The sequence below is a fragment of the Gordonia phthalatica genome (genome assembly GCF_001305675.1).
Classification (GTDB): domain Bacteria; phylum Actinomycetota; class Actinomycetes; order Mycobacteriales; family Mycobacteriaceae; genus Gordonia; species Gordonia phthalatica.
Genome location: NZ_CP011853.1, coordinates 2,650,821 through 2,671,876 on the forward strand (window position 1 = coordinate 2,650,821; position 21,056 = coordinate 2,671,876).

Here is a 21,056-nt window from a genome sequence, read left to right on the forward strand (position 1 = left end):
CGCTGCTCCTCGTGCCCGGTGACGGCCGACGGTCGTCGGCCCTGACGGCACGGGGACGCCTCGCCGCGGGCTCGTGAGCCTCGGGCTGCGCGCGGTACCACCCCGCTTGCGCATCCGGTTCGGATGCGCCTCTCATCGTTGCGGCGGTGTCGGGCCGCGCCCGCCCGGTTCTACTGGGGCCGCCTGGGCCTGTTCTTCCGGGAGCTCACCGGTGATTGCCGGATCATCGCTGTCGAGAAACGAGTGTACTGCACTCAGTTCGGTGCGTCGCCCTTCGGCTGTGCGTCCGGATCGTCCCACACGAACTGCATGGCCGGAAGGTCCGGACTGGCCGACCGGACGACGATGTTGTCGGTCGGATCGCCGGCCAGGCGACGACGCCCCACATACGGCTCGGGCTGCTCCCGAGTCGGCGCGGGATCGGTCGGAGCCTCCGGCTCGACGTCGCTCACGGGAACCTCGTCCGCGGCGGGAACCGCTTCCTCGACCCCGGCCTCGGGGATCCGATTCTCGACGACAGCCGACTCGGAGGCACTCTCCTCCGGACCCACGGGCTCCGGAATCACTGCCTCGGGGACCGCTGTCTCGGGGACCGCCGTCTCCGAAACCGCGGGGGTCGACGGCTCCGCCATCTGAGCGGGGAACGACCCCGTCGACCGGAGGTAGTCGTTGACGTCACCGCCGCGAGCGTCACCGCGCTCGTGTGCCGCGGCTTCGAAACCGCCTGACAGCGGCGCGAAACCACCCGATCCGGATTCCGGCGCAGTGTCCGAGACGTGCTCCGAGGCGGGCGCGACGAGCGAACCGAGGCCGCTGGACGAATCGCTTCCGCCGGAGGTCTGACCACCGTGGAGCGACCACGTGGACGCCGTCTGATCGCCGTACGCGGCGGTCGTCGCGGCGTCGGAGTCCGCGTTGTCCGACGGGACCGCCGGAGCGGGCACGCCGTCGTCCTGTTCGTCTTCGAGCGGCTCTTCGCGTGCCGCGGACTCGCGCCCGCGGATGGTGAAGAGCGGTTCGTCGTCGTCGCTGCGGCCACGCTTGTTGGCCCGCAGGGTGTCGACGATGAGCAGGATCAGGCCCACCACGCAGACCACCACGCAGGCGATGGCGAGCGGAAGGTTCGCCATCATCAGGGCGAACACGAGCAGACCGAAACCGACGAGGGTCGCGGCCAGTGCGAGACTCAGCATTGCGCCCCCGTCGGTTCGGAGAAGATTCGCGTATTCACGGCGATGTCAGATCCGATCAGCCCTGCTGGTATCCGCCCTCGGGGGCGTAACCGGCCTGCTGACCGCCCTCGACCGGAGCAGCACTGCCGCGCTGCTGCAGCTCCTCGAGCTGCGACTCGAGGTAGGTCTTGAGGCGGGTGCGGTATTCGCGCTCGAAGGTCTTGAGCTGCTCGATGCGACCCTCCAGCACGGTGCGCTGCTGGTTGATGGTCGTCATGATCTCGGTGTGCTTCTGCTCGGCGTCGCGCTGCAGGAAGTCGGCACGCTCCTGCGCCTGACGGACCTGGGTCTCGGCGCGGGTCTGCGCCTCTGCCAGCAGGGTCTCGCTTCGCTGACGCGCGTCGCTGAGCGTGGCGTCCGCAGTGCTCTGCGCCTCGTTCACCATGGCGTCCGAGCGCTGGCGGGCATCCGCCAAGAGGCCCTCTGCCTCGCTGCGGGCGCTGCCGGTGACCCGGTCCGCCGTGTCCTGCGCCAGGGCGAGGACGCGAGCGGCACGCATGCTGGCGTCTTCGTCGGCGACGGGGGCCGCTGCGGCGGGCGCTGCCACCGGTGCCGGTGCCGGCGTCGCCGCGGGTTCGGGAACGGCGGCGAAGGCCTGGGTGCGCTCGGGCGCTCCCGAACGGGCTTCGTCGAGTTCGGTCTCGAGTTCGCCGACGCGCTGCTTCAGGTCTGCGTTCTCGTCGATCAGACGCGCGAGTTCAGCTTCGACGAAGTCGAGGAACTGATCGACCTCGTCTTCGTTGTAACCGCGCTTGCCGATCGGCGGTTTGCTGAACGCGACGTTATGCACATCAGCTGGTGTGAGCCGCATTTCGCCTCTCCCCTTGGTCAAAGTTTGGTGCGTGCCGGTTGGTACACGTCATCTTCTGGGCGTGATCAATCGAGTCCGACGGTCTCAGACACGAGAACCGACCGATCCGAACTTGATCGCATTTCTATTAATACCAGTACCACTGTGTAACTAGCGTGTCATCTCGTCACTCCAGGACCAAGGCGTGTTGCCTCCCCGCGTCCTGTTCGCAACCAAAACTAGGCCGAATCGAACCCCGCGCCGGACCTGCGGAAAGTCGTCACATCGACGCGATCGACCGCTGCCGAGCGGACTCACCTGCGAGGATCGGATGAACCACAATCATGTGATTTCTCAAGCGGTTGCGGCGAGTCGGAACACGACCTGCATTGCGATGGACAACACAATCAACACGATCAACAAAGACAAATCCAGTCGCACCGGCCCCAGCGGCAACGGAGGAATGAGCCTTCTGAGCAGTTTCACCGGAGGATCGGTGACGGTGAAGACGATCTCGATGACGACGACGGCGGGTCCGGACGGGCGCCAGCGGTGCGCGAACGACTGCACCATCTCGACGACGAACCGGCCGAGCAGCAGGATGAGGTACAAGAACAACGCGAAGTACAGGATCCATAGGAATACGCTCACCCCTCAAGGGTGCCTGATACCGCTGAGAAACGTCGCGCCGCCCCGGAGTTTCTCCGGGGCGGCGCGACGTCGTCAGTGGCGAGTCTCTCGTTCAGATGCGGGCCTCAGGCCTGGTGGAAGAAGCCGCTCTCAGCGATCCGACGACGCTCCTCGGGGGTCACGTCGACGCCCGCGGGCGACAGCAGGAAGACCTTGGTGGCCACCTTGTCGAACGAACCGCGCATCGCGAACACCAGGCCGGCGGCGAAGTCGACGAGTCGCTTGGCCTCCTCGTTGCTCATGTCGGCGAGGTCCATGATGACGGGGCTGCCGTCGCGGAAGCGCTCACCGATGGTGCGGGCCTCCGAGTAGTCGCTCGGGCGCAGCGTGGAAATCTTCTTCATGGCATTCTCCGACTGCGGGTCGACGTCGATCTGCGTATCGAGCGCCATCGCGTTGGCGCCGCGCACGGTGACATTGGACGAGCGGCTCAGCGGTTCCAGACGACGCACCGGCTCGGACTCCGCGCGACGAGAACCGACGTATGGGCGATCGGATTCCATGCGCGGCACGAAGCGATCGTCGGCCGGGCGACTCATCTCTGCCTCGCGGTACGCGGGTTCGCGGTATCGCGGTGCGGGCTCACGCAGGCGCGGCTCCGGCTCACCGTAGGGCTCACGATAGTCCGCATCGCGGTAGTCGCGCTCGCGGAACGGCTCGTCGCCGTAGAACTCATCTTCGCGCGTGCCGTTGCTGCGGTACTTGTCCATGTACGCGCGCTCGCGTGCCGACATGCCCTGGGGCGCGTCGGGCTCAGCCAGGTAGTCGTCCTCGAAGTCGCTCGGAGGCACCATGCCGAAATATGCCTTGAACTTCTGCATCGTCGTCATTACGTGCCTTCCTGAACGGTGAGGTTGTTGCTGTGATTGAGAGCTACTACTGATCATCAGTGGTTCTGCTGTGACCAATGTGACTAAGGCGAGAGTATCGGCCGGGGTCCGAGAATCGCGGTACCGACACGCACGCATGTCGATCCGTGTGCGATTGCCTCGTCCATGTCTCCGGACATGCCCGCCGACAGCTCGACGGCCCCCGGATACCGTTCCATGAACCCCGCGCGGATGTCAGCGATCCGCGCCATCGCGTCGTCGGCGGCCAGGCCGAGCGGAGCGATCAGCATCAGCCCGTCCAGGGTCAACGAATCCTCCGCCGCCAGAACATGATCCGCGGCCTCCTCCAGGTCTGCGGCGACCAGTCCCCCGCGCTTCGGGTCGCCGTCCAGGCTCACCTGCAGCAGGACGCCGAGCCGTTCGTCACGGTGGCCCGCCTCCAGGGCTCGGGCGGCGGCGCCGTCGAAGGCGTCGATCAGAGCGAGCGAGTCGACCGAGTGCACCCGACGCGCCCACCGGGCGATGCCGCCGGCCTTCTTCCGCTGCACGCTGCCGATCATGTCGGCCGCGAACGGGACGTCGACCTCGCCGCGCACGCGTGCGATCTTCCGGCCGGCCTCGGGTTCGCGGGACTCGCCGAACTCCCGCTCCCCCAGTGCCAGCAGGCGTGCGAGGTCCTCCGCCGGATGGAACTTGGTGACGACGAGCAGTGCGATGTCCTCCGGCGCACGACCGGCCGATTCGGCGGCCGCCACGAGTCGACGCCGCGTGGCCGCGAGGGCGGCGGCGAGCTCCTGCGTGCGCGCGTCGGGTCCGGCCGTCTCGTCCGGACCGGCGTTCACTCGTCGGCTCCGGCGCCGTCCATCCAGATCACGGAGGCCAGTCGACCGGTGGGAGCACCGCGACGGTGGCTGAACAGCGTCGTGTCGCCGATGGTGCACCGCGGGTCGACGGCCACCGCGGACACGCCCGCCTCCAGGAGCTGCCTCCGGATGCCCGCGCGCAGGTCGAGGCCCGGGGTGCCCTTGGTGGTGCGGCAGGCGCTGCCGGGCAGATGCTTCTCGACATCGGCCTGCATGGCCGCGGGCACCTCGTACCGCTCGCCGCTGGCGGCGGGTCCGAGGAAGGCTCCGATGCGGTCGGGGCGGGCGCCGAGGTCGATCATCACGCGGAGCGCCTCCGGGATGATGCCGACGCGGGCGCCGACGCGGCCCGCGTGCACGGCCGCCACGACGCCGGCCTCGTCGTCGCTGAGGAGCACGGGGACACAGTCGGCGGTGAGCACCGCGAGCACGAGGTCGCGCTGAGTCGTCACGATGCCGTCGGTCGCCGGGATCGGTTCCGCGACGGGACCGTCGACCACGGTGACGGTGCGCGTGTGCAGCTGCTCCATCCAGACCACCCGATCGGGTGCGACGCCGAGGTCGCGCGCCAGGCGCGCCCGGTTGGCCGCGACGGCGGCCGGGTCGTCGCCGACGTGATCGCCGAGGTTGAACGAATCGAACGGTGCGGTGGAAACGCCTCCGGCGCGCGTGGTGACCGCGCGCCGGACGTTGAAGTCAGACAAGTCTTCCTGCTCTTCTGGTTTCGTGCTGCCCGGTCACTTCATGAAATCGGGCACGTCGACGTCGTCGTCGTCGAACCGCAGCGAGTTGCGGCGGGCGCCCTGGTCGCCGAACGGGCTGGCCGCCGACTCCCGCTTGGACGGGAACAGCGGATCGTCGGCGGGCGGCCGGGCGGTCTGCCCCGCCGACGCGCTGGCGACGCCCGCCGCCCCGGTCGCGGGGGCCTGCGCTGCGTGCTGCGAGCGCTTGGCCTGCTGCGCACCGGTGCTGTCGAAGCCGGCCGCGATGACGGTGACGCGGACCTCGTCGCCGAGATTGTCGTCGATCACGGTGCCGAAGATGATGTTGGCGTCCTCGTGCGCGGCCTCCTGGACCTGCGACGCGGCGTCGTTGATCTCGAACAGGCCGAGGTCGCTGCCGCCGGCGATCGAGAGGAGCACGCCCCGCGCACCCTCCATCGACGCCTCGAGGAGCGGCGAGTTGATGGCGGCTTCGGCGGCCTTGCGCGCACGGTCCTCGCCGCGCGACGCGCCGATGCCCATCAGCGCGCTGCCCGCATCGCTCATGACGCCCTTGACGTCGGCGAAGTCGACGTTGATCAGACCCGGGGTGGTGATGAGGTCGGTGATGCCCTGAACACCGTTGAGGAGCACCTCGTCCGCACTGCGGAAGGCGTCCATCAGGCTCACCTGGGCATCGCCCAGGTGGAGCAGGCGGTCGTTCGGGATCACGATCAGGGTGTCGCACGATTCGCGCAGCGCGGAGATGCCGTTCTCCGCCTGGTTGCCGCGCCGCTTGCCCTCGAACGAGAACGGGCGCGTCACGACGCCGACGGTCAGCGCGCCCAGCTTGCGGGCGATCGACGCCACGACCGGCGCGCCGCCGGTGCCGGTGCCGCCGCCCTCGCCCGCGGTGACGAAGACCATGTCGGCGCCCTTGAGGAGCTCCTCGATCTCATCCTTGGCGTCCTCGGCCGCCATGCGACCGACGTCGGGGTTGGCGCCTGCGCCGAGACCGCGGGTGGACTCCCGGCCGATGTCGAGCTTGACGTCGGCGTCCGAGATCAGCAGTGCCTGCGCGTCGGTGTTGATGGCGATGAACTCAACACCCTTCAGCCCCTGCTCGATCATGCGGTTGACAGCGTTGACGCCGCCGCCGCCGATGCCGACGACTTTGATGACGGCCAGGTAATTGTGGGGTGGCGTCATGATGCCTTCCTACTCCGAAACAGAAACCCTAAAGCTCAACCAAAGGGTTATAGTTATGTCAAGTACTGGTGTTGAAAACGACGGTATTGACTGCGGCGACGCAGTGCCAGCAGGCACGCGGGCGTGTCGCGAAATCAGTGGGGCAATTCATGCTCGCCCCCCGCCTCAGTCGGTCTCTCCGACCGCGCTCCGCGCGGTGATGACGGTCAGCGGACGGACGCGAACTCCGGGCTCGACACGTTGTACTCGGTCCCCTTCACCGTCAACAGGTGTCGGAGCGCCTCCGCCTTGTCGTCCGTGCGCTCGGCGTCGCCCCAGACCGCGGTCCGGCCGCTCTTCAGGGTCAGGCTGATCCCGGAGGGCGACTCCGCGGTCACGGCGGTGACATTGGCCCGCAGCCAGTCCGGCAGGTCCTCGATGACGGTCAGCGCGGCCTTGGTCGTCGGATTCGAGGCGGCCGGGTTCTCCATCTTCAGGGTGGGCAGTGCCCGCAAGTCCTTCGGGAGCGCTTTGGCGTCGTCGAAGGTCAGGTACACCATGCCGAGCCGGTCCATCACGCCGATCTTGCCGTCGCGCGGCACGGTCACGAGCGGAGTCCGCTCGACCACCGCGACGGTCACCGTCGACGGATAGCCGACGCTGACGTTCACCGATTCGACCGCGGGCAGCGACGAGACCCGCTGAGCAATGGCCGCGGTGTCCACGCGCAGGAGCGGGCGCCCCTCGGGAACCTGTGCGACCCGGAGCACCTCGTTCGTGTCCACGGTTCGCGTTCCGGTCACGTCGACAGACCGCACCGACATCAGCGGCGTGAAGTAGGCGACGGCCGTCAGTCCGCCGAGCACCACGAGAACTGCGATGATCGCGGTGATCGGCCTCCACCGACGCGAGCGCGGGGCGGTCGAGACATCGCTGCCGCGGGTCATCGATCTCCGAGGGTTTCCAGGGAGGCGAGGATGGCGGGCGCCTGCATGGTGATGTCGCCCGCGCCGATCGTGAGGACGAGGTCGCCGCGGCGGGCGCGCGCGGCGACGGCCTCCGCGATCGCCGAGGCGTCCGGCACGAAGGCGACCGGTGCCGTCACGGCGTCGGCGATCAACCGCCCGGTGACGCCCGGCTGCGGCTGCTCGCGCGCACCGTAGACGTCCGCGACGATCACGTCGTCGGCCAGGTCGAGCGCCGCCGCGAACTCGGTCGCGAACTCCGCGGTGCGCGAGTACAGGTGCGGTTGGAAGACCGCGATGACCCGGCCCGAGCCGGCCGCGACCACTCCGCGCGCGGCCTGCAGGACGGCGCGGACCTCGGTCGGGTGATGCGCGTAGTCGTCGTAGACGTCGACATCGCTGACCCGGCCGCGTAGTTCGAACCGGCGGTGCACGCCGCCGAAGCTCTCGATGCCCTCGGCCACCGTGTCGACGTCGTGGCCGACGCGGGTGCACGCGATCAGCGCGCCGAGCGCGTTGAGCGCCATGTGTCGACCGGGCAGCCGCACTTCGAGTGGGCGCGTGCGATCCTCCGGAACGAGCGGTGCGCTCAGCAGAACGGTCGCCGAACTGCCCGCGCCGTGCGGCCGGTCCTCGAGGAGTTGCGCGACGACGGGGACGCCCGAGACCTCGATTCGCTGGTCGCTGCCGTAGCCCAGCACCGCGACGCCACGGTCCGCGAGTGCGTCTCGGTGCCGCTCCCCGAGCGCCGCAGCGCCCGGGTCGTCGAGGCACAGGACCAGCGTGCCGCCGGGCCGGATGAGGTCGACGAAGTCGTCGAAGACCTTGACGTAGGCCTCTTCGCTGCCGAAGAAGTCGAGGTGATCGGCCTCGATGTTGGTGATGACGACGATGTCCGGGGTGTACAGCAGCAGCGAGCCGTCGCTCTCGTCGGCCTCGGCGACGAAGCTCTCGCCGCTGCCGTGATGCGCGTTGGTGCCGGACTCGTTGAGTTCCCCGCCGATCGCGAAGGACGGGTCGGCACCGCAGTGCTGCAGCGCCACCACCGACATCGACGTGGTGGAGGTCTTGCCGTGCGTGCCGGAGATCAGGACCGTCCGGTGTCCCTCCATCAGAAGGGCGAGCACCTCGGGGCGGTACACGATCGGGATGCCTCGTCGTCGTGCCTCGACGAGCTCGGGATTGTCGTCCGGGACGGCTGCGCGCGTCGTCACGACCACCGTCGGCCCACCGTCGAGCAGGTCCAGGGCGTCGGGTGCGTGCCCGACCCGCACCTGCGCACCGCGGGTCCGGAGGGCCAGCACGCCGCGCGAGTCACGGGCGTCCGATCCGGACACCTGTCCCCCGCGGGCGAGGAGGATGCGGGCGAGTCCGGACATCCCGGCGCCGCCGATGCCGACCATGTGGACGCGGGTGAGCTGCGCGGGCAGCGTTGCGTCGACCGCGGTCATCGTCGTCCACCCTTCCGTGCGGCGGCCAGTTCCAGTGCGGCCGTGGCGACTTCGGCGGCCGCGTCACGGTGACCGAGACCCGAGGCCGCGGCGCTCATCGACGCCAGCCGCTCGGTGTCGGTCAGCAGGTCGGGAATGGTCCGCGTGACCCACTCCGCCGTCACGACGTCGTCGTCGACGATGATCGCGGCACCGGCCGTCTCGGCGGGCAGGGCGTTGAGCCGCTGCTCTCCGTTGCCGTGCGGCAGCGGGACGTAGATCGCGGGCAGTCCCGTTGCCGAGATCTCGGCGACGGTCATGGCGCCGGATCGGCACATCACGAGGTCGGCGGCCGCATAGGCCAGATCCATGCGGTTGAGGTAGCTGACGCCGACATACGGCGGCGCGTCCGGTCCGGAGACCGGCTCGATGCTGTTCTTGGGACCGTAGGCGTGCAGCACGCCGATGCCCGCGGCACCCAGGGCGGTCGCGGCGGGCGCGACGGCCTCGTTGAGTCGCTGGGCGCCCTGCGAGCCGCCGAAGACGAGCAGGGTCGGCGCCTTCTGATCCAGGCCGAAGAAGGTCCGCGCGTCTGCGCGGTGCGCTGCCCGGTCGAGGTCGGTGATGGCGCCGCGCACGGGGATGCCGACGATCTGCGCGTCGGCCAGTCCCGAGCCGGGCACCGCCGCCATGACGCGCTCGGCGAGTTTGGCGCCGACCTTGTTGGCGATGCCGGCGCGGGCGTTGGCCTCGTGCAGGACCACCGGGATGCGGCGGCCGCCGCGGACGTAGCTGCGGGCGGCGAGATACGCGGGCAACGCCACGTACCCGCCGAATCCGATGACGACGTCGGCCTGCACGTCGGCGAAGACCTTGCGGGTGGCCGACACCGACCGCGCGACGCGCCACGGCGTCTTCGCGAGTTCCATGCCGGGCTTCCGCGGAAGCGGCACCGGCGGGATCAGCCGGAGGTCGTACCCGCGCGCGGGAACGATCTTGTTCTCCAGGCCGCGGTGGGTGCCGAGCGCCGTGATCCGCGCCGTCGGATCCAGTTCGCGAACCGCGTCGGCGACGGCCATCGCCGGCTCGATGTGTCCCGCGGTGCCGCCGCCTGCGACGACCACCGAAAGGCCGGATCCTTCTGTCTGCGTCCGACTGCGCGTGCTCACCGGCGACCGCTCTCCCATTCGCCTCGGCCGCTCCGCCGTGAACGCTCACGCGGGGCCGACGACCTCGATTCCTGCCACGACCGGCTCGGTCGCGCACCCCTTGAACGATAGTGGATCTCTCCGGAGCTCGACTCGCCCGTCCGGCGTGCCCCGCGCGCGGGGCTGTTCGTCGCGGCACGACCGCGGCCGTCCCAGGCGCGCGGCGGCGCGGGACGGCGGCTCGGCGCGACGGGTGCCGGTGCCGGGCGACGACGGGCCGCGCGCTGCGACGGCGCACGGTAGGCCACGGGCTTCGGCAGCCGCAGGAGTCCCGCCAGTCCCTTCGGCGCGGGACCCGACAGTGCGATGACGGCCTCGGGTTCGTGTCGGGCGGCGTTCGCGAGCATGCCCAGCATGGCGAGCATCATCAGCGCGGACGAACCGCCGTAGGACAGGATCGGGAGCTGGATGCCGGTGACCGGCAGCAATCCGACAACGTAGCCGATGTTGATGAAGGCCTGCATCAGGAAGAGCACGGTGATGGTGGCCGACATCAGCCGCAGGAACGGATCCACGGAACGCCGCGCGATCCGCAGGCCCGCGTAGCCGAGCAGGACGTACAGGCCGAGGACCGACAGCCCGCCGACCAGTCCGAACTCCTCGCCGATGACGGCGAAGATGAAGTCGTTGTGCGCGTTCGGCAGATAGTTCCACTTCGCGGTGCCCATGCCGAGGCCCTTGCCGAGCAGCCCGCCGTCGGCGAGCGCGTACTTGGCCTGGTTGGACTGGTAGCCGGAGCCGAGGATGTCCTTGTTGCCGTTCAAGAAGCTGAACACGCGAGCCGCGCGATAGGCCCACATCATCGCCAGGACCGCGCCGATCGCGATGAACGCGGCGATGAACGCAGCGAAGTAGCGGGCACGCATGCCGCCGAACCACAGCAGCGTCGCGACGATCATGCCGAGGATCATCGTGGTGGACTGATTCCGCTCGGCCAGGACGAGCAGGGCGATGGCGACGAACACCGGCATCAGCGGGAGCATCAGCGACCGCACCGACGCCGTCTTCGGATCGCGCGTCGAGAGGACCGCGGCACCCCACACGCACAGGGCCAGCTTCGCCATCTCCGACGGCTGGAAGGTGAGGCCGGCGATCGACACCCAGCGTTGCGCACCGCCACCGGACACGCCGATGCCGGGGACCAGCACCGCGATCAGCAGGCCGATCGAGACGAGCAGGATCGGTACGGAGAGCTTCTGCAGCGTCCGCACGGAGATCCGCGCCGACAGATAGAACAGGACCAGGCCGAGGGCGACGAACATCACCTGAGTGGTGAACATGCCGTAGGCCGAGCCGTCCTTGGCGTAGCCCTCGACCGCCGACGCGGACAGGACCATCATCAGGCCGAGGCCGACCAGGACCACCGTGATCGACACGATCAGGTGGAACGACGTCAGCGGCCGCGCCAGCAGGTTGCGGACGCCGGAGCCGAGGAAGGAGCCCGCCGCACGGAGGTCGGAGGCCCGAACCACCCGCAGTCGTCGCAGCGGCTGGGCCGTCGGGGACGGTCGTGCGGTCGTCGTGGCCGTCCGGCGACGGCGGCGTCGCGCGGTGCGCTCGCCGTCCTCGTCGTCGGCGTCGGTGAGGGCGCCCTCCGCATCGGTGCCCCCGGATTCGGGGCGACCGGCGTCTGTCGCCGCCGTGTCGTCCACCCCCGAGCCGGTGCTCCCGGCTGCGGCGGACGTCGAGTCAGAGCGGTCGGCAGCGCTGTCGTCGGCGCCGTCGAACTCGGTGCCGTCGGAGGTCATCGAATCGCTGCACTGTCGGCGAGGGCGACGGCCGCGGCCGCGAAGGCGTCACCACGCTGCGTGTACGCGGCGAACATGTCGAGCGATGCGGCGGCCGGTGCCAGCAGCACCGCATCCACGCCGACGGTGTCGGCCTGCGCCAACTGCCAGGCCGCGTCGACCGCCCGACCCATCACCACCTGTCCCGTCGCGCAGTCGGCCGTCCCGGCCGGGGCGACGGATCGAGCCGTTTCGCCAGTCCGCTGAGTCATCACAGAGCCATCGTCTCTTGTGAATACTGTGACTGCTGGGACTTCTGGGGCGTGTCGCGCAAATGCGTCGAGAATGATCTGCCGATCCGTCCCGATCGCGACGACTCCGGCGAGGCGCGGTGCCACCGCGACGACGAGGTCGTCGACCGGCGCGCCCTTGAGCAGTCCCCCGGCGATCAGCACGGCGCGCTCGTGGGCGACCACGGCAGCCTGGGCGGCGTGCGGGTTGGTGGCTTTGGAGTCGTCGACGAAGACGACGTCGCCGATCGTCGCGACCACCTGACCGCGGTGTGCGGCGGGCTGGTAGTCGCGCAGACCGCGGGCGACCGCCTCGGGAGCGATGTCGATGGCTCGGGCGAGCGCCGCGGCAGCCAGGGCGTCGGAGAGCCCCGACGGTCCGCCCGGCCGCACCTCCGCCGCCGGGATCAGTGTGCGGCCGACGGTCGACGGTTCGGCGAACGCGCGGTCCACCAAGTCACCGTCGACGATGCCGAGTTGCCCCGCCGTCGGGACCGACAGCGTGAACTCGGTACGGCGCGTCCCGTCGCCGACGGGCAGTCGTGCCGCGCCCGCGTCGTCGACGCCGACCACCGCCACGTCGCCGAGCAGGGCCTGAGCCTTCGCCGCCGCGTAGGCCTCGAGCGAGCCGTGCCAGTCCAGGTGATCGTCGGCCACGTTGAGGACGACGCCGGCGCGCGGACGCACCGACGGCGCCCAGTGCAGTTGGAACGAGGACATCTCGACGCACAGCACATCGGCGCGCGGTTCGGCGCGGAGCGCGTCGGCCACGGTGAGGCCGATGTTGCCGCAGGCCAGGCCCGAGAGCCCCGCCGCGGAGACGATCGACTCGATCATCCCGGTGGTCGTGGTCTTGCCGTTGGTCCCGGTGACGACGAGCCAGGTGCGGGGCGCCCCGAACAGTCCGTCGCGGTCCGCGCGCCAGGCCAGCTCCACGTCGCCCCACACCGGGACGCCGGCGTCGGCGGCTGCGACCAGCAGCGGCGTGTCCGGACGGAAACCGGGCGAGACGACGATCAGGTCGATCCCGTCGGGCGCTCGGACCGCACCGTCGTCCCCGACGAAGTCGTCGGCGGTGTGCAGCGGGATCCCGCGACCGCGGAAGTCCGCGCCCGCGGCCGGATCGCTGAACGTCTGGTCCATCACCTCGGGGCGCGCACCGAGCTCCAGGAGGAGCTCCACCACCGCGACGCCCGTGGCCCGGCCCCCGGCGACGAGGACGCGACGGCCCGCCAGTTCCAGTGCCATGTCAGGCGGTGTGCGAGATGAACTCGCCGTAGAAGAGCGTCAGGCCCAGGGCGCACGAGATGGCCGTCAACAACCAGAATCTGATGATGACCGTCGTCTCGGCCCACCCGCCGAGTTCGAAGTGGTGATGGAACGGCGCCATGCGGAAGACTCGCTTGCCCGTGGTCCGGAAGAAGATGATCTGCACGACCACCGAGATCATCTCGGCGACGAACAGGGCGCCGATGACGACCATCAGCAGTTCGGTGCGCGTCGTCAGCGACAGGCCCGCGACCAGGCCGCCCAGTGCCAGCGAGCCGGTGTCGCCCATGAAGATCTTGGCCGGTGCGGCGTTCCACCACAGGAATCCGAGGCACGCACCGCCGGCCGCGACGGCGATGATCGCCAGGTCGAGCGGGTCGCGCACGTCGTAGCAGGCGCTCGCGTTCTCGGCGTTCGCAGGAAGCGGGGCGCACGGATTGCGGTACTGCCAGAACGTGATCAGGACGTACGCGCCCATCACCAGCGCGGCCGAGCCCGCGGCGAGACCGTCGAGGCCGTCGGTGAAGTTGACCGCGTTGGACCACGCCGCGACCACCAGCCAGCAGAACAGCACGAAGCCGACGGCACCGAGCGAGATGACGTTGATGTCGCGGGTGTAGGAGAGGTACTCGCTCGCCGGGGTCTGCCCCTCGGCGTTCGGGAACTGCAGCAGCAGGATGCCGAAGATCACGGCGGCGACCATCTGCCCCACCGACTTGGCGGTCTTGTTCAGGCCGAGGTTGCGCGACTTGTAGATCTTGATGAAGTCGTCGAGGAATCCGACGGCGGCCAGTGCGGTCGCCAGGCCCAGGACCAGCAGGCCCGACGCCGACGGCCCGGTGCCGTCGTCGATGAAGCCGACCAGGTGCGCACCGAGGTATCCGAGCCACAGCGCTGCGACGATCGCGACACCGCCCATCGACGGGGTGCCCCGCTTGGCCTGGTGGCTCTTCGGCCCGTCGATCCGGATCTCCTGACCGAATCCCTGGCGCGAGAACACCTTGATCAGCACTGGTGTCAGTAGAATCGACACTGCCAGCGAGATCGCGCCCGCGATCAGTATCTGGGTCACTGCATGGTCCTTACTCGTCGGTATCCGTGTACTGAGAATCTATCGCGCGAGGTGCTTCGGGCCCGTCATCGGGTGAGCACCTCGACCTCGATTCCGGCTTCGTCGCGCCAGTACGCGAGGAGCGCGTCGGCGAGCTCGCCGCCCGCGACGAGCACGATGTCGCCCGGGGCGGGTGTGTCGGCGTCGGCGTCCCGCAGATGTGCGACGGTGCCTGCGACATCGGTGAGCAGTTCGGACTCCTCACCCCACGAGCCCTCCATCACCGCGCCCTGGTGCAGCGCACGCACCGCGCGGATCGACTCGCCGACGGCGAACACCTTGTCGATCGCGAGTCGGACGATCTGCCTGCCGAGGCCGTCGTGTTCGAGGCAGCGCACGTTCTCGTCGTGACCGTCGGTGTCGAGGAACTCGTCGAAGATCACCCAGGTGCGGTGGGTCGAGTCGGCGCCGGGTGGGCGGTGCGCGCTCCCGACGCCGCTGTCGGCCGCCAGCGTCACCAGCTCGCGGACCATGCGGCGGGCTTCGGGGATGCCACCGGAGCGGTCGCTGATGAGGACGCGCAGCGTGCCTGCCGAGGCCGGTGCCTCGGCGGCGCCGCGGGCGTCCAGCAGTTCGCCGAGGACCACGCGGTCGTCGAAGGGATGCTTCACGCCGTCGATCTCCTGACCGGTCTCGTGCCCCTTGCCCGCGACCAGGACGACGTCACCGGCCCGCGCCCAGTCGACGGCCGCGGCGATCGCCTCCCGGCGACCTCCGACTTCGCGGATCTCGGCGTCACCGACCACCTCCCGCGCACCGGCGACGACGGCGGCACGAATGGCGGAGGGCTCCTCGCTGCGCGGATTGTCGTCGGTGATCACCACCAGGTCGGCGCCGCGCGCGGCGGCCGCACCCATCAGCGGTCGCTTCTCGGTGTCGCGGTCGCCGCCCGCGCCGAGGACCACGGCGATCCGACCGGAGCCACCCGACTTCTCGGTCTGGGCGCGGAGCGTCGCGAGGACCGCCTCGACGGCGGCGGGCTTGTGGGCGTAGTCGACGACCGCCAGGAAGTCCTGACCGCGGTCCACCTTCTCGAGGCGCCCGGGGACGGCGACCGCCGTGAGGCCCGAGATCGCGGTCTCGGTGTCGATGCCCGCCGCGGTCACCATGCCGATCGCCAGGAGTGCGTTGGCGACGTTGTAGGCGCCGGGCAGCGGGACCGTCATCTCCAGTTCGCTGCCTTGCGGAGTGCCGACCAGCACGGTCTGGGAACCGGGATCCGACCGCACCGTCCGCACCACGGACCAGTCGCCGGTCCCGGTGGTCGAGACGGTCCACGCGGACTCGCCTGCGTCGGCGACCACCTGCGCCATCCGGACGCCCCACTCGTCGTCGACGCAGACCACGGCCTGCTGAGCCTGGGTCGGCGAGCCCGACTGGAACAGTCGCGCCTTCGCCGCGAAGTACTCGTCCATCGTGTGGTGGTAGTCCAGATGATCCTGGGAGAGGTTCGTGAACCCGCCGACCGCGAAGTGGCAGCCGTCGACGCGCCCCAGCGACAGTGCGTGGCTGGAGACCTCCATGACGACAGTGTCGACGCCGCGCTCGAGCATGACGGCGAACAGCCGCTGCAGGTCGGGCGCCTCCGGGGTGGTCAGGGAGGTGGGGACGGCGACCCCGTCGACGCGGACCTCGACGGTCCCGACGAGGCCCACCACTCGGCCCGCCGCACGGAGCGCCGCCTCGGCGAGGTACGACGTCGTGGTCTTCCCGGAGGTTCCGGTCACGCCGATCAGCGTCAGCTGCGACGACGGATCGCCGTAGATGCGCGACGACACGACGCCGAGGACGGACCGCGGTTCCGGATGCACCAGGACCGGCATCGACGACAGTCGCCGGTCGGCGCGGACCAGTTCCAGGCCCGCCGGGTCGGTGAGGATCGCGGCCGCGCCGGCGTCGAGTGCCTGGGACGCGTACTTGGCGCCGTGCGTCTTGTCGCCGGGCAGTGCCGCGAACAGGTAGCCGTCACCGGCGTCCTGCGCGCGCAGGGTGACACCGGAGACCTCGGCGTCGGCACCGTCGAGCGTGAGGCCGGACCGCTGCTGCAGCACGCTCAACGCCACGGGCGTGATGTTCGTCGGTCGAATCACACCGCTGCCGTGCTCACCGGATCGTGACTGCACCACTACTGAAGACCTCCGCGTCGACCTGTCTCAACCGCCCGTGTCCACGACCTCGCCGAGGGCACGGCACAACGCATCGAATCTACCGTGGAACGGGCGTCGATCACGCCATCAAACGCAGCCGCGGCGTCGGACGTGACGAGAACGGCACCTGATCGTGGCGCAACAGCCACGAGCCGATGGTCCCGAACAGCGGTGCCGCGGACTGGCCGCCGCTGCCGTCGGAGCTGCGGACGGGGTTGTCCATCATGATGCCGACCACGAACCGCGGATCGTCGGCGGGCGCGATGCCCGCGAACGTGATGTTGTAGCTGGCGTTCGAGTAGCAGTTGCACGAGGGGTCGACCTGCTGCGCGGTACCCGTCTTGCCGGACGTCTGGTACCCGGGGATCGCGCCCTTGGCGCCGGTGCCGCTCTGGACGCCGGTCGGATCGTCCTGCATCACCGCCCGGAACATGTCGCGCACCGTCTTGGCGGTCTGCGGGCTGACGACCCGCACCGACTCCGGCGCGGACACGCCCGCGGCCTCGGCGTCCTCCGGCGCGATGATCCGCGGCTGGATGCGGACGCCGTCGTTGGCGATGGCCTGGTACATCGACGTCATCTGCAGCAGGGTGGTCGACAGGCCCTGGCCGATCGGCAGGTTGGCGAACGAGCCGCCCGACCACTGGCTCAGCGCGGGGACCGCGCCGGGGCTCTCGCCGGGGAGACCGATGCCGGTGCGCTGACCGAGCCCGAACTTCGCGACCATGTCGGCGAAGCGCTGCTCCCCCACCTTCTGCGCGAGCATCAGGGTGCCGACGTTCGACGACTTCCCGAAGATGCCGGTGGTGGTGAAGGGCTCCGTCCCGTGGACCCACGCGTCGTTCACGGTGATGCCCGACATCCGGATGGAGCCGGGGACCTGATGGACGGCGTCGGGAGTGGTGACGCCGTATTCGAGGGCGGCCGCAGCGGTCACGATCTTGTTGACCGATCCCGGCTCGAAGGGCGAGGTGACCGACCGGTTGCCGAGATCGGCCTTCGGCTGCTCCGACAGCGGCCGCGAGGCGTCGAAGGTCCCGTCGTTCGCCATCGCCAGCACCTGGCCGGTCTTGACGTCGAGGACCACCGCGGACACGTTGTGGGCGCCGGACTTGGTCTTGGCGAGATTCACCTGGCTCTGGACGAACCACTGCAGGTCCGAATCGATGGTCAGGCGGATGTTCTGGCCGTCGACCGCGGGATGCACGTTGCGCTTGCTGCCGGGAATGATCCCGCCGCCGCGACCCTGGTCATAGGTCTCGGTGCCGTTGGTGCCCGCGAGGACCGAGTCCAGCGACGACTCCAGGCCGATCGCACCGTTGCCGTCGAAGTTCACGTCGCCGACGATGTTCGCAGCCAGCGACTGTCCCGGGTAGAGGCGATTGCTCTGTCGTTCGGCGCCGACCTCCGGGTACTCGTCCTGGATCTTCTTGGTCGTCTCGATCGACACCAGCCGCGCCAGGTAGACGAAGTCCTTGTCGGACTTCAACTGTGCGAGCAGGTCGTCGGAGGAGATGCTGCCGCCGAGGGCCGACGAGACACCGTCGGCGATCTGCTTGAGCCGCGTGTCGACGTCGGGAACGCTCGGATCCTTGATGTGCGCATCGGCGATCTGCTTGCGCACGGCCTTGGGCTGGAAGGTCAGGGCGCGGGCATCGTCGGAGTGCGCCAGCAGGCGCCCGTTGCGGTCGACGATGCTGCCGCGGATGGCGGGCAGGGTGTTGGTGATGGACCGCTGCTGCGCCGCCTGCGCCGAGATGGAGTCGGCGGCGATGATGTGCACGAACACCATGCGCCCGCTGATGGCGAGGCAGATCGCGGTGATCAGCACCCACAGGATGCGTTGACGGCCGATGAACTTGGCGGACCAGGCGTCGGACGTGATCGGCGGACGCGGCTTCGCGGGCGGCGGGGTGCTGCCCGCCCTGCTCGTCGCGCCAGTACCCCGACCGCCCGACCTCGGCTCAGTTGAGCTCGCGGATCGGGTTCGGGTCATGATCACCGATTCTCTCCTGCATCAGCGCCGGGGCGCGGTATTGGGACGCGGCGTGGCGTCAGACGGCACCACATTCGTGGTCTGGCCGACCCGGTTTCGGACATTCGGCGTCGGATTCGTGCTGGGTGCCGGATTGGCGGTCGGGCGGGGGTTGGGTGCGGGGGCGTCGGCCGACGGCGCGGGGGCCGCGCTCGTGGGTGCGGGCGTCTGCGTCGGCGTGGGCTGCGGTGCCGACGGAGTGGGGTCGGCCTGGGTTCCGCCGAGGCCGACCGAGTCGTCAACCTTCCGCGCGTCGATCTTCTCGACCGGGTCCGGTGCCGGGTTCAGGTCGGGAAGCGGAGCGCCGGTCGCCGGGGAGAGCGTGCCCTTCAAGCGCGCCTTGCCGTCCGGGCCGATGATCAGCTCGGCCGAGTCGGTCGCCGGGCGCATTCCCTGGCGGGCAGCGGCCTTCGCGAGGGCGGGCGCCGAGTCGCCGGCATCCACCTGCTGCTTGAGCGCGTCGGCACCGGCCTGCAGCTCCTGGTTCTGCTTCCGGAGGGCGTCGATCGAGTAGGAGTCCTGCGCGGACTTCGTGGTGAGGACCAGGGTCAGCGCGAGCGCGCCCAGGACCAGCACGAGGATCGGCACCACCAGCGGTACGCCGGCGATCCGTCGACCGGTGATCGGCAGACCTCCCCCGGAACGCTCACGTCGTCCGCGACGGTCCAATGCCCGCTGCGCGGCCTTCGACCGGGACGGACGCTCTGTCGCGGTGACCGAGCCACCGCTCCCCCGTCGAAGCGAACTCTCGCGCTTCCCGGCGGTGCGAGTGTCCATGAGCGTCACTGTTATCCCCTTCCGTCTGCGGCAATGCGTTCGATGGCCCGGATCCGGACCGGCGCCGAACGCGGATTCAGTTCGCGCTCAGCGGCTTTGGCTTGTTCTGCACCCCTGGTGATCAGCGTGAACCGCGGCGCGGTCCCGGGCAGATCCACGGGCAGGCCCGCGGGGGTGGTGTTGGCGACGGCGGTGGCGAAGTCGCGCTTGACGATTCGGTCCTCCAGCGACTGGTAGCTCATCACGGCGAGTCGACCGCCCACCGCGAGCACTTTCAGCGACGCCGGGATGACCCCGCGGAGCGAGTCCAGCTCGTGGTTCACCTCGATCCGCAGCGCTTGAAAGGTGCGCTTGGCCGGGTGCCCGCCGGTGCGACGGGTGGCGGCCGGAATGGTCGCGTACAGCAGTTCGACGAGGCGGCCGCTCGTGGTGAACGGCTCCTTGGCCCGCTCGCGGAGCACCGCCGACGCGATCTTGCCCGCGAATCGCTCTTCGCCGTACTCGCTGAGGACTCGGGCCAGTGCGCCGTGGTCGTAGGTGTTCAGAACGTCGGCGGCGGTCAGGTCGTCATCGGCGTTCATCCGCATGTCGAGCGGCGCGTCGACCGAGTAGGCGAAGCCTCGTTCGGCCTGATCGAGCTGCATCGAGGAGACGCCGAGGTCCAGCAGGACGCCGTCGACGGCGGAGCGCCCGGTGGCGGCGACGACGTCGGCGATCTCGTCGTAGCGGTTGTGATGGAACTCGATGCGGTCGGCGAAGCGGGCGAGCCGCTCGGACGCGATCTCAATGGCGGACGTGTCACGGTCGATGGCGACCACGTGGAGTCCGGCCAGTCGCTCCAGGAAGTACTCGGTGTGGCCGCCCGCGCCCAGCGTTCCGTCCACCAGGACCGCGCCGGCCCCGTCGTCGTGCTCACGGGTCAGGGCGGGTTCGAGCAGTGCGAACATGCGCTCGGCCATGACCGGGATGTGCCCGTGTTCGCCTTGTCGCGGTGCGTTCACCCGCACTCCCTCCCTGTGTGTGGTGTGGACTCTCTCCCGTTGCCGTGAGGCAGCGAGTCGATGCTGTCGCGTGCTCTGCCGCCCCCTGCGGCCCGACGATCCGGATGCCCCGCATCCGTCGTCTGAGCGAAACTGCGGTGAGGCGGGGTCCCCGCCCGAGCGCACCTGGCGTTGGGGAAGTACGTCAGGGTCGATCGGGCCGAGGCCTCATCTCACCGCAGCGGTCGTCTCCGGTGTTCACTCCGTGTGGTGCGGTCCCCGTCAGAGGATCGCGTCGAGGGCCGCCGAGCCGGCGTTCGAGAACGCCTCCTCATGAGCCGCCTGGTAGTCGCGCCACTTCTGCGCGTCCCAGATCTCGAGGTGGTCGTACATGCCGATCACCACGCACTCCTTGGTGAGGGATGCGTACTCGCGGTGTTCGGCCGACAAGTTGACCCGCCCCTGGGCGTCGAGTCGCCCTTCGTCGGCACCCGCGAAGTAGTACCGAACAAAGGCTCGAGCCTCCGGATCGTTGCTCGACGCCTGTACCGCCTTATCGGCGATGACATCGAACTCGTCGACCCGGTACACCGACAGGCTGCGGTCCTGGCTACGTGTGACCATGACCCCTCCCGCCAATGAATCTCGGAACTTCGCAGGCAACGTGAGTCGCCCCTTGTCGTCGAGCTTCGGGGTGTACGTGCCGACGAAACGAGCCACGCCGACACCTCCCTTGCCCTCCCGAGTGGTGCGGTTTCCGGACCCGCTCACCCAGTGCGCCCCACACTACCCCACTTTGCTCCACTTTCAGCCCACCACTCCC

The 21,056-nt window shown here is 69.7% G+C and carries 18 protein-coding genes; all 18 read right to left on the reverse strand.

The window, feature by feature from the left end; genetic code table 11:
* Positions 1-254 precede the first annotated feature (254 nt).
* Complete coding sequence (locus ACH46_RS12425) at positions 255-1,193, reverse strand: hypothetical protein (RefSeq protein WP_062393207.1); 939 nt, start codon at positions 1,191-1,193, stop codon at positions 255-257.
* A 55-nt stretch (positions 1,194-1,248) separates the two neighbouring features.
* On the reverse strand, positions 1,249-2,043 hold the full coding sequence (wag31, locus tag ACH46_RS12430) for a DivIVA-like cell division protein Wag31 (protein ID WP_062393208.1): 795 nt from the start codon (positions 2,041-2,043) through the stop codon (positions 1,249-1,251).
* 333 nt (positions 2,044-2,376) lie between these two features.
* Positions 2,377-2,673: a YggT family protein gene (locus tag ACH46_RS12435; RefSeq protein WP_062393209.1), complete on the reverse strand. Its 297-nt coding sequence runs from the start codon at positions 2,671-2,673 to the stop codon at positions 2,377-2,379.
* Positions 2,674-2,777: 104 nt separating this feature from the next.
* Positions 2,778-3,542, reverse strand: a complete 765-nt coding sequence (locus ACH46_RS12440; protein ID WP_062393210.1) for a cell division protein SepF — start codon at positions 3,540-3,542, stop codon at positions 2,778-2,780.
* Positions 3,543-3,625: 83 nt separating this feature from the next.
* A complete protein-coding gene (locus tag ACH46_RS12445; RefSeq protein WP_062393211.1) occupies positions 3,626-4,384 on the reverse strand; it encodes a YggS family pyridoxal phosphate-dependent enzyme in 759 nt (252 codons plus the stop codon).
* Complete coding sequence (pgeF, locus tag ACH46_RS12450; protein ID WP_062393212.1) at positions 4,381-5,109, reverse strand: peptidoglycan editing factor PgeF; 729 nt, start codon at positions 5,107-5,109, stop codon at positions 4,381-4,383. The genes ACH46_RS12445 and pgeF overlap by 4 nt, the downstream gene beginning before the upstream one ends.
* Positions 5,110-5,142: 33 nt before the next feature.
* Positions 5,143-6,315: a cell division protein FtsZ gene (gene ftsZ / locus ACH46_RS12455; RefSeq protein WP_062393213.1), complete on the reverse strand. Its 1,173-nt coding sequence runs from the start codon at positions 6,313-6,315 to the stop codon at positions 5,143-5,145.
* A 206-nt stretch (positions 6,316-6,521) separates the two neighbouring features.
* Entirely contained in the window at positions 6,522-7,241 is a 720-nt protein-coding gene (locus tag ACH46_RS12460; protein WP_062393214.1) for a cell division protein FtsQ/DivIB, read from the reverse strand.
* Positions 7,238-8,710 (reverse strand): UDP-N-acetylmuramate--L-alanine ligase, encoded by a 1,473-nt coding sequence (murC, locus tag ACH46_RS12465; RefSeq protein WP_062393215.1) that lies wholly within the window; start codon positions 8,708-8,710, stop codon positions 7,238-7,240. Before murC ends, ACH46_RS12460 begins: the two co-directional genes overlap by 4 nt.
* Positions 8,707-9,876 carry an undecaprenyldiphospho-muramoylpentapeptide beta-N-acetylglucosaminyltransferase gene (gene murG, locus ACH46_RS12470; protein ID WP_062393216.1) on the reverse strand — a complete coding sequence of 390 codons (1,170 nt, stop codon included), beginning with the start codon at positions 9,874-9,876 and terminating at the stop codon, positions 8,707-8,709. Before murG ends, murC begins: the two co-directional genes overlap by 4 nt.
* The gene (ftsW, locus tag ACH46_RS12475) at positions 9,855-11,645 is read right to left on the reverse strand and encodes a putative lipid II flippase FtsW (RefSeq protein WP_082399646.1); all 1,791 of its coding nucleotides are present in this window, start codon (positions 11,643-11,645) and stop codon (positions 9,855-9,857) included. The genes murG and ftsW overlap by 22 nt, the downstream gene beginning before the upstream one ends.
* Positions 11,642-13,162, reverse strand: coding sequence for a UDP-N-acetylmuramoyl-L-alanine--D-glutamate ligase (murD, locus tag ACH46_RS12480; RefSeq protein WP_062393217.1), 1,521 nt, complete (start codon positions 13,160-13,162; stop codon positions 11,642-11,644). The genes ftsW and murD overlap by 4 nt, the downstream gene beginning before the upstream one ends.
* Position 13,163: 1 nt before the next feature.
* The gene (gene mraY / locus ACH46_RS12485) at positions 13,164-14,255 is read right to left on the reverse strand and encodes a phospho-N-acetylmuramoyl-pentapeptide-transferase (RefSeq protein ID WP_062393218.1); all 1,092 of its coding nucleotides are present in this window, start codon (positions 14,253-14,255) and stop codon (positions 13,164-13,166) included.
* Between the two features lie 65 nt (positions 14,256-14,320).
* On the reverse strand, positions 14,321-16,366 hold the full coding sequence (locus tag ACH46_RS12490) for a UDP-N-acetylmuramoyl-L-alanyl-D-glutamate--2,6-diaminopimelate ligase (protein ID WP_417935301.1): 2,046 nt from the start codon (positions 16,364-16,366) through the stop codon (positions 14,321-14,323).
* Positions 16,367-16,520: 154 nt separating this feature from the next.
* Complete coding sequence (locus ACH46_RS12495; protein ID WP_157851049.1) at positions 16,521-18,437, reverse strand: peptidoglycan D,D-transpeptidase FtsI family protein; 1,917 nt, start codon at positions 18,435-18,437, stop codon at positions 16,521-16,523.
* Positions 18,438-18,458: 21 nt separating this feature from the next.
* Positions 18,459-19,253, reverse strand: a complete 795-nt coding sequence (ftsL, locus tag ACH46_RS12500) for a cell division protein FtsL (RefSeq protein WP_226995899.1) — start codon at positions 19,251-19,253, stop codon at positions 18,459-18,461.
* A gap of 11 nt (positions 19,254-19,264) precedes the next feature.
* Entirely contained in the window at positions 19,265-20,212 is a 948-nt protein-coding gene (rsmH, locus tag ACH46_RS12505) for a 16S rRNA (cytosine(1402)-N(4))-methyltransferase RsmH (RefSeq protein WP_120298727.1), read from the reverse strand.
* A gap of 303 nt (positions 20,213-20,515) precedes the next feature.
* Complete coding sequence (gene mraZ, locus ACH46_RS12510) at positions 20,516-20,953, reverse strand: division/cell wall cluster transcriptional repressor MraZ (RefSeq protein WP_062395371.1); 438 nt, start codon at positions 20,951-20,953, stop codon at positions 20,516-20,518.
* Between the last annotated feature and the right edge of the window lie 103 nt (positions 20,954-21,056).

Coding starts and splice junctions, on each gene's coding strand:
- ACH46_RS12425 (WP_062393207.1), bottom strand. CDS start 1,193: ATGCTGAGTCTCGCACTGGCCGCGACCCTCGTCGGTTTCGGTCTGCTC.
- wag31 (WP_062393208.1), bottom strand. CDS start 2,043: ATGCGGCTCACACCAGCTGATGTGCATAACGTCGCGTTCAGCAAACCG.
- ACH46_RS12440 (WP_062393210.1), bottom strand. CDS start 3,542: ATGACGACGATGCAGAAGTTCAAGGCATATTTCGGCATGGTGCCTCCG.
- ftsZ (WP_062393213.1), bottom strand. CDS start 6,315: ATGACGCCACCCCACAATTACCTGGCCGTCATCAAAGTCGTCGGCATC.
- ACH46_RS12460 (WP_062393214.1), bottom strand. CDS start 7,241: ATGACCCGCGGCAGCGATGTCTCGACCGCCCCGCGCTCGCGTCGGTGG.
- murC (WP_062393215.1), bottom strand. CDS start 8,710: ATGACCGCGGTCGACGCAACGCTGCCCGCGCAGCTCACCCGCGTCCAC.
- murG (WP_062393216.1), bottom strand. CDS start 9,876: ATGGGAGAGCGGTCGCCGGTGAGCACGCGCAGTCGGACGCAGACAGAA.
- ftsW (WP_082399646.1), bottom strand. CDS start 11,645: ATGACCTCCGACGGCACCGAGTTCGACGGCGCCGACGACAGCGCTGCC.
- murD (WP_062393217.1), bottom strand. CDS start 13,162: ATGGCACTGGAACTGGCGGGCCGTCGCGTCCTCGTCGCCGGGGGCCGG.
- ACH46_RS12495 (WP_157851049.1), bottom strand. CDS start 18,437: ATGACCCGAACCCGATCCGCGAGCTCAACTGAGCCGAGGTCGGGCGGT.
- ftsL (WP_226995899.1), bottom strand. CDS start 19,253: ATGGACACTCGCACCGCCGGGAAGCGCGAGAGTTCGCTTCGACGGGGG.
- rsmH (WP_120298727.1), bottom strand. CDS start 20,212: ATGGCCGAGCGCATGTTCGCACTGCTCGAACCCGCCCTGACCCGTGAG.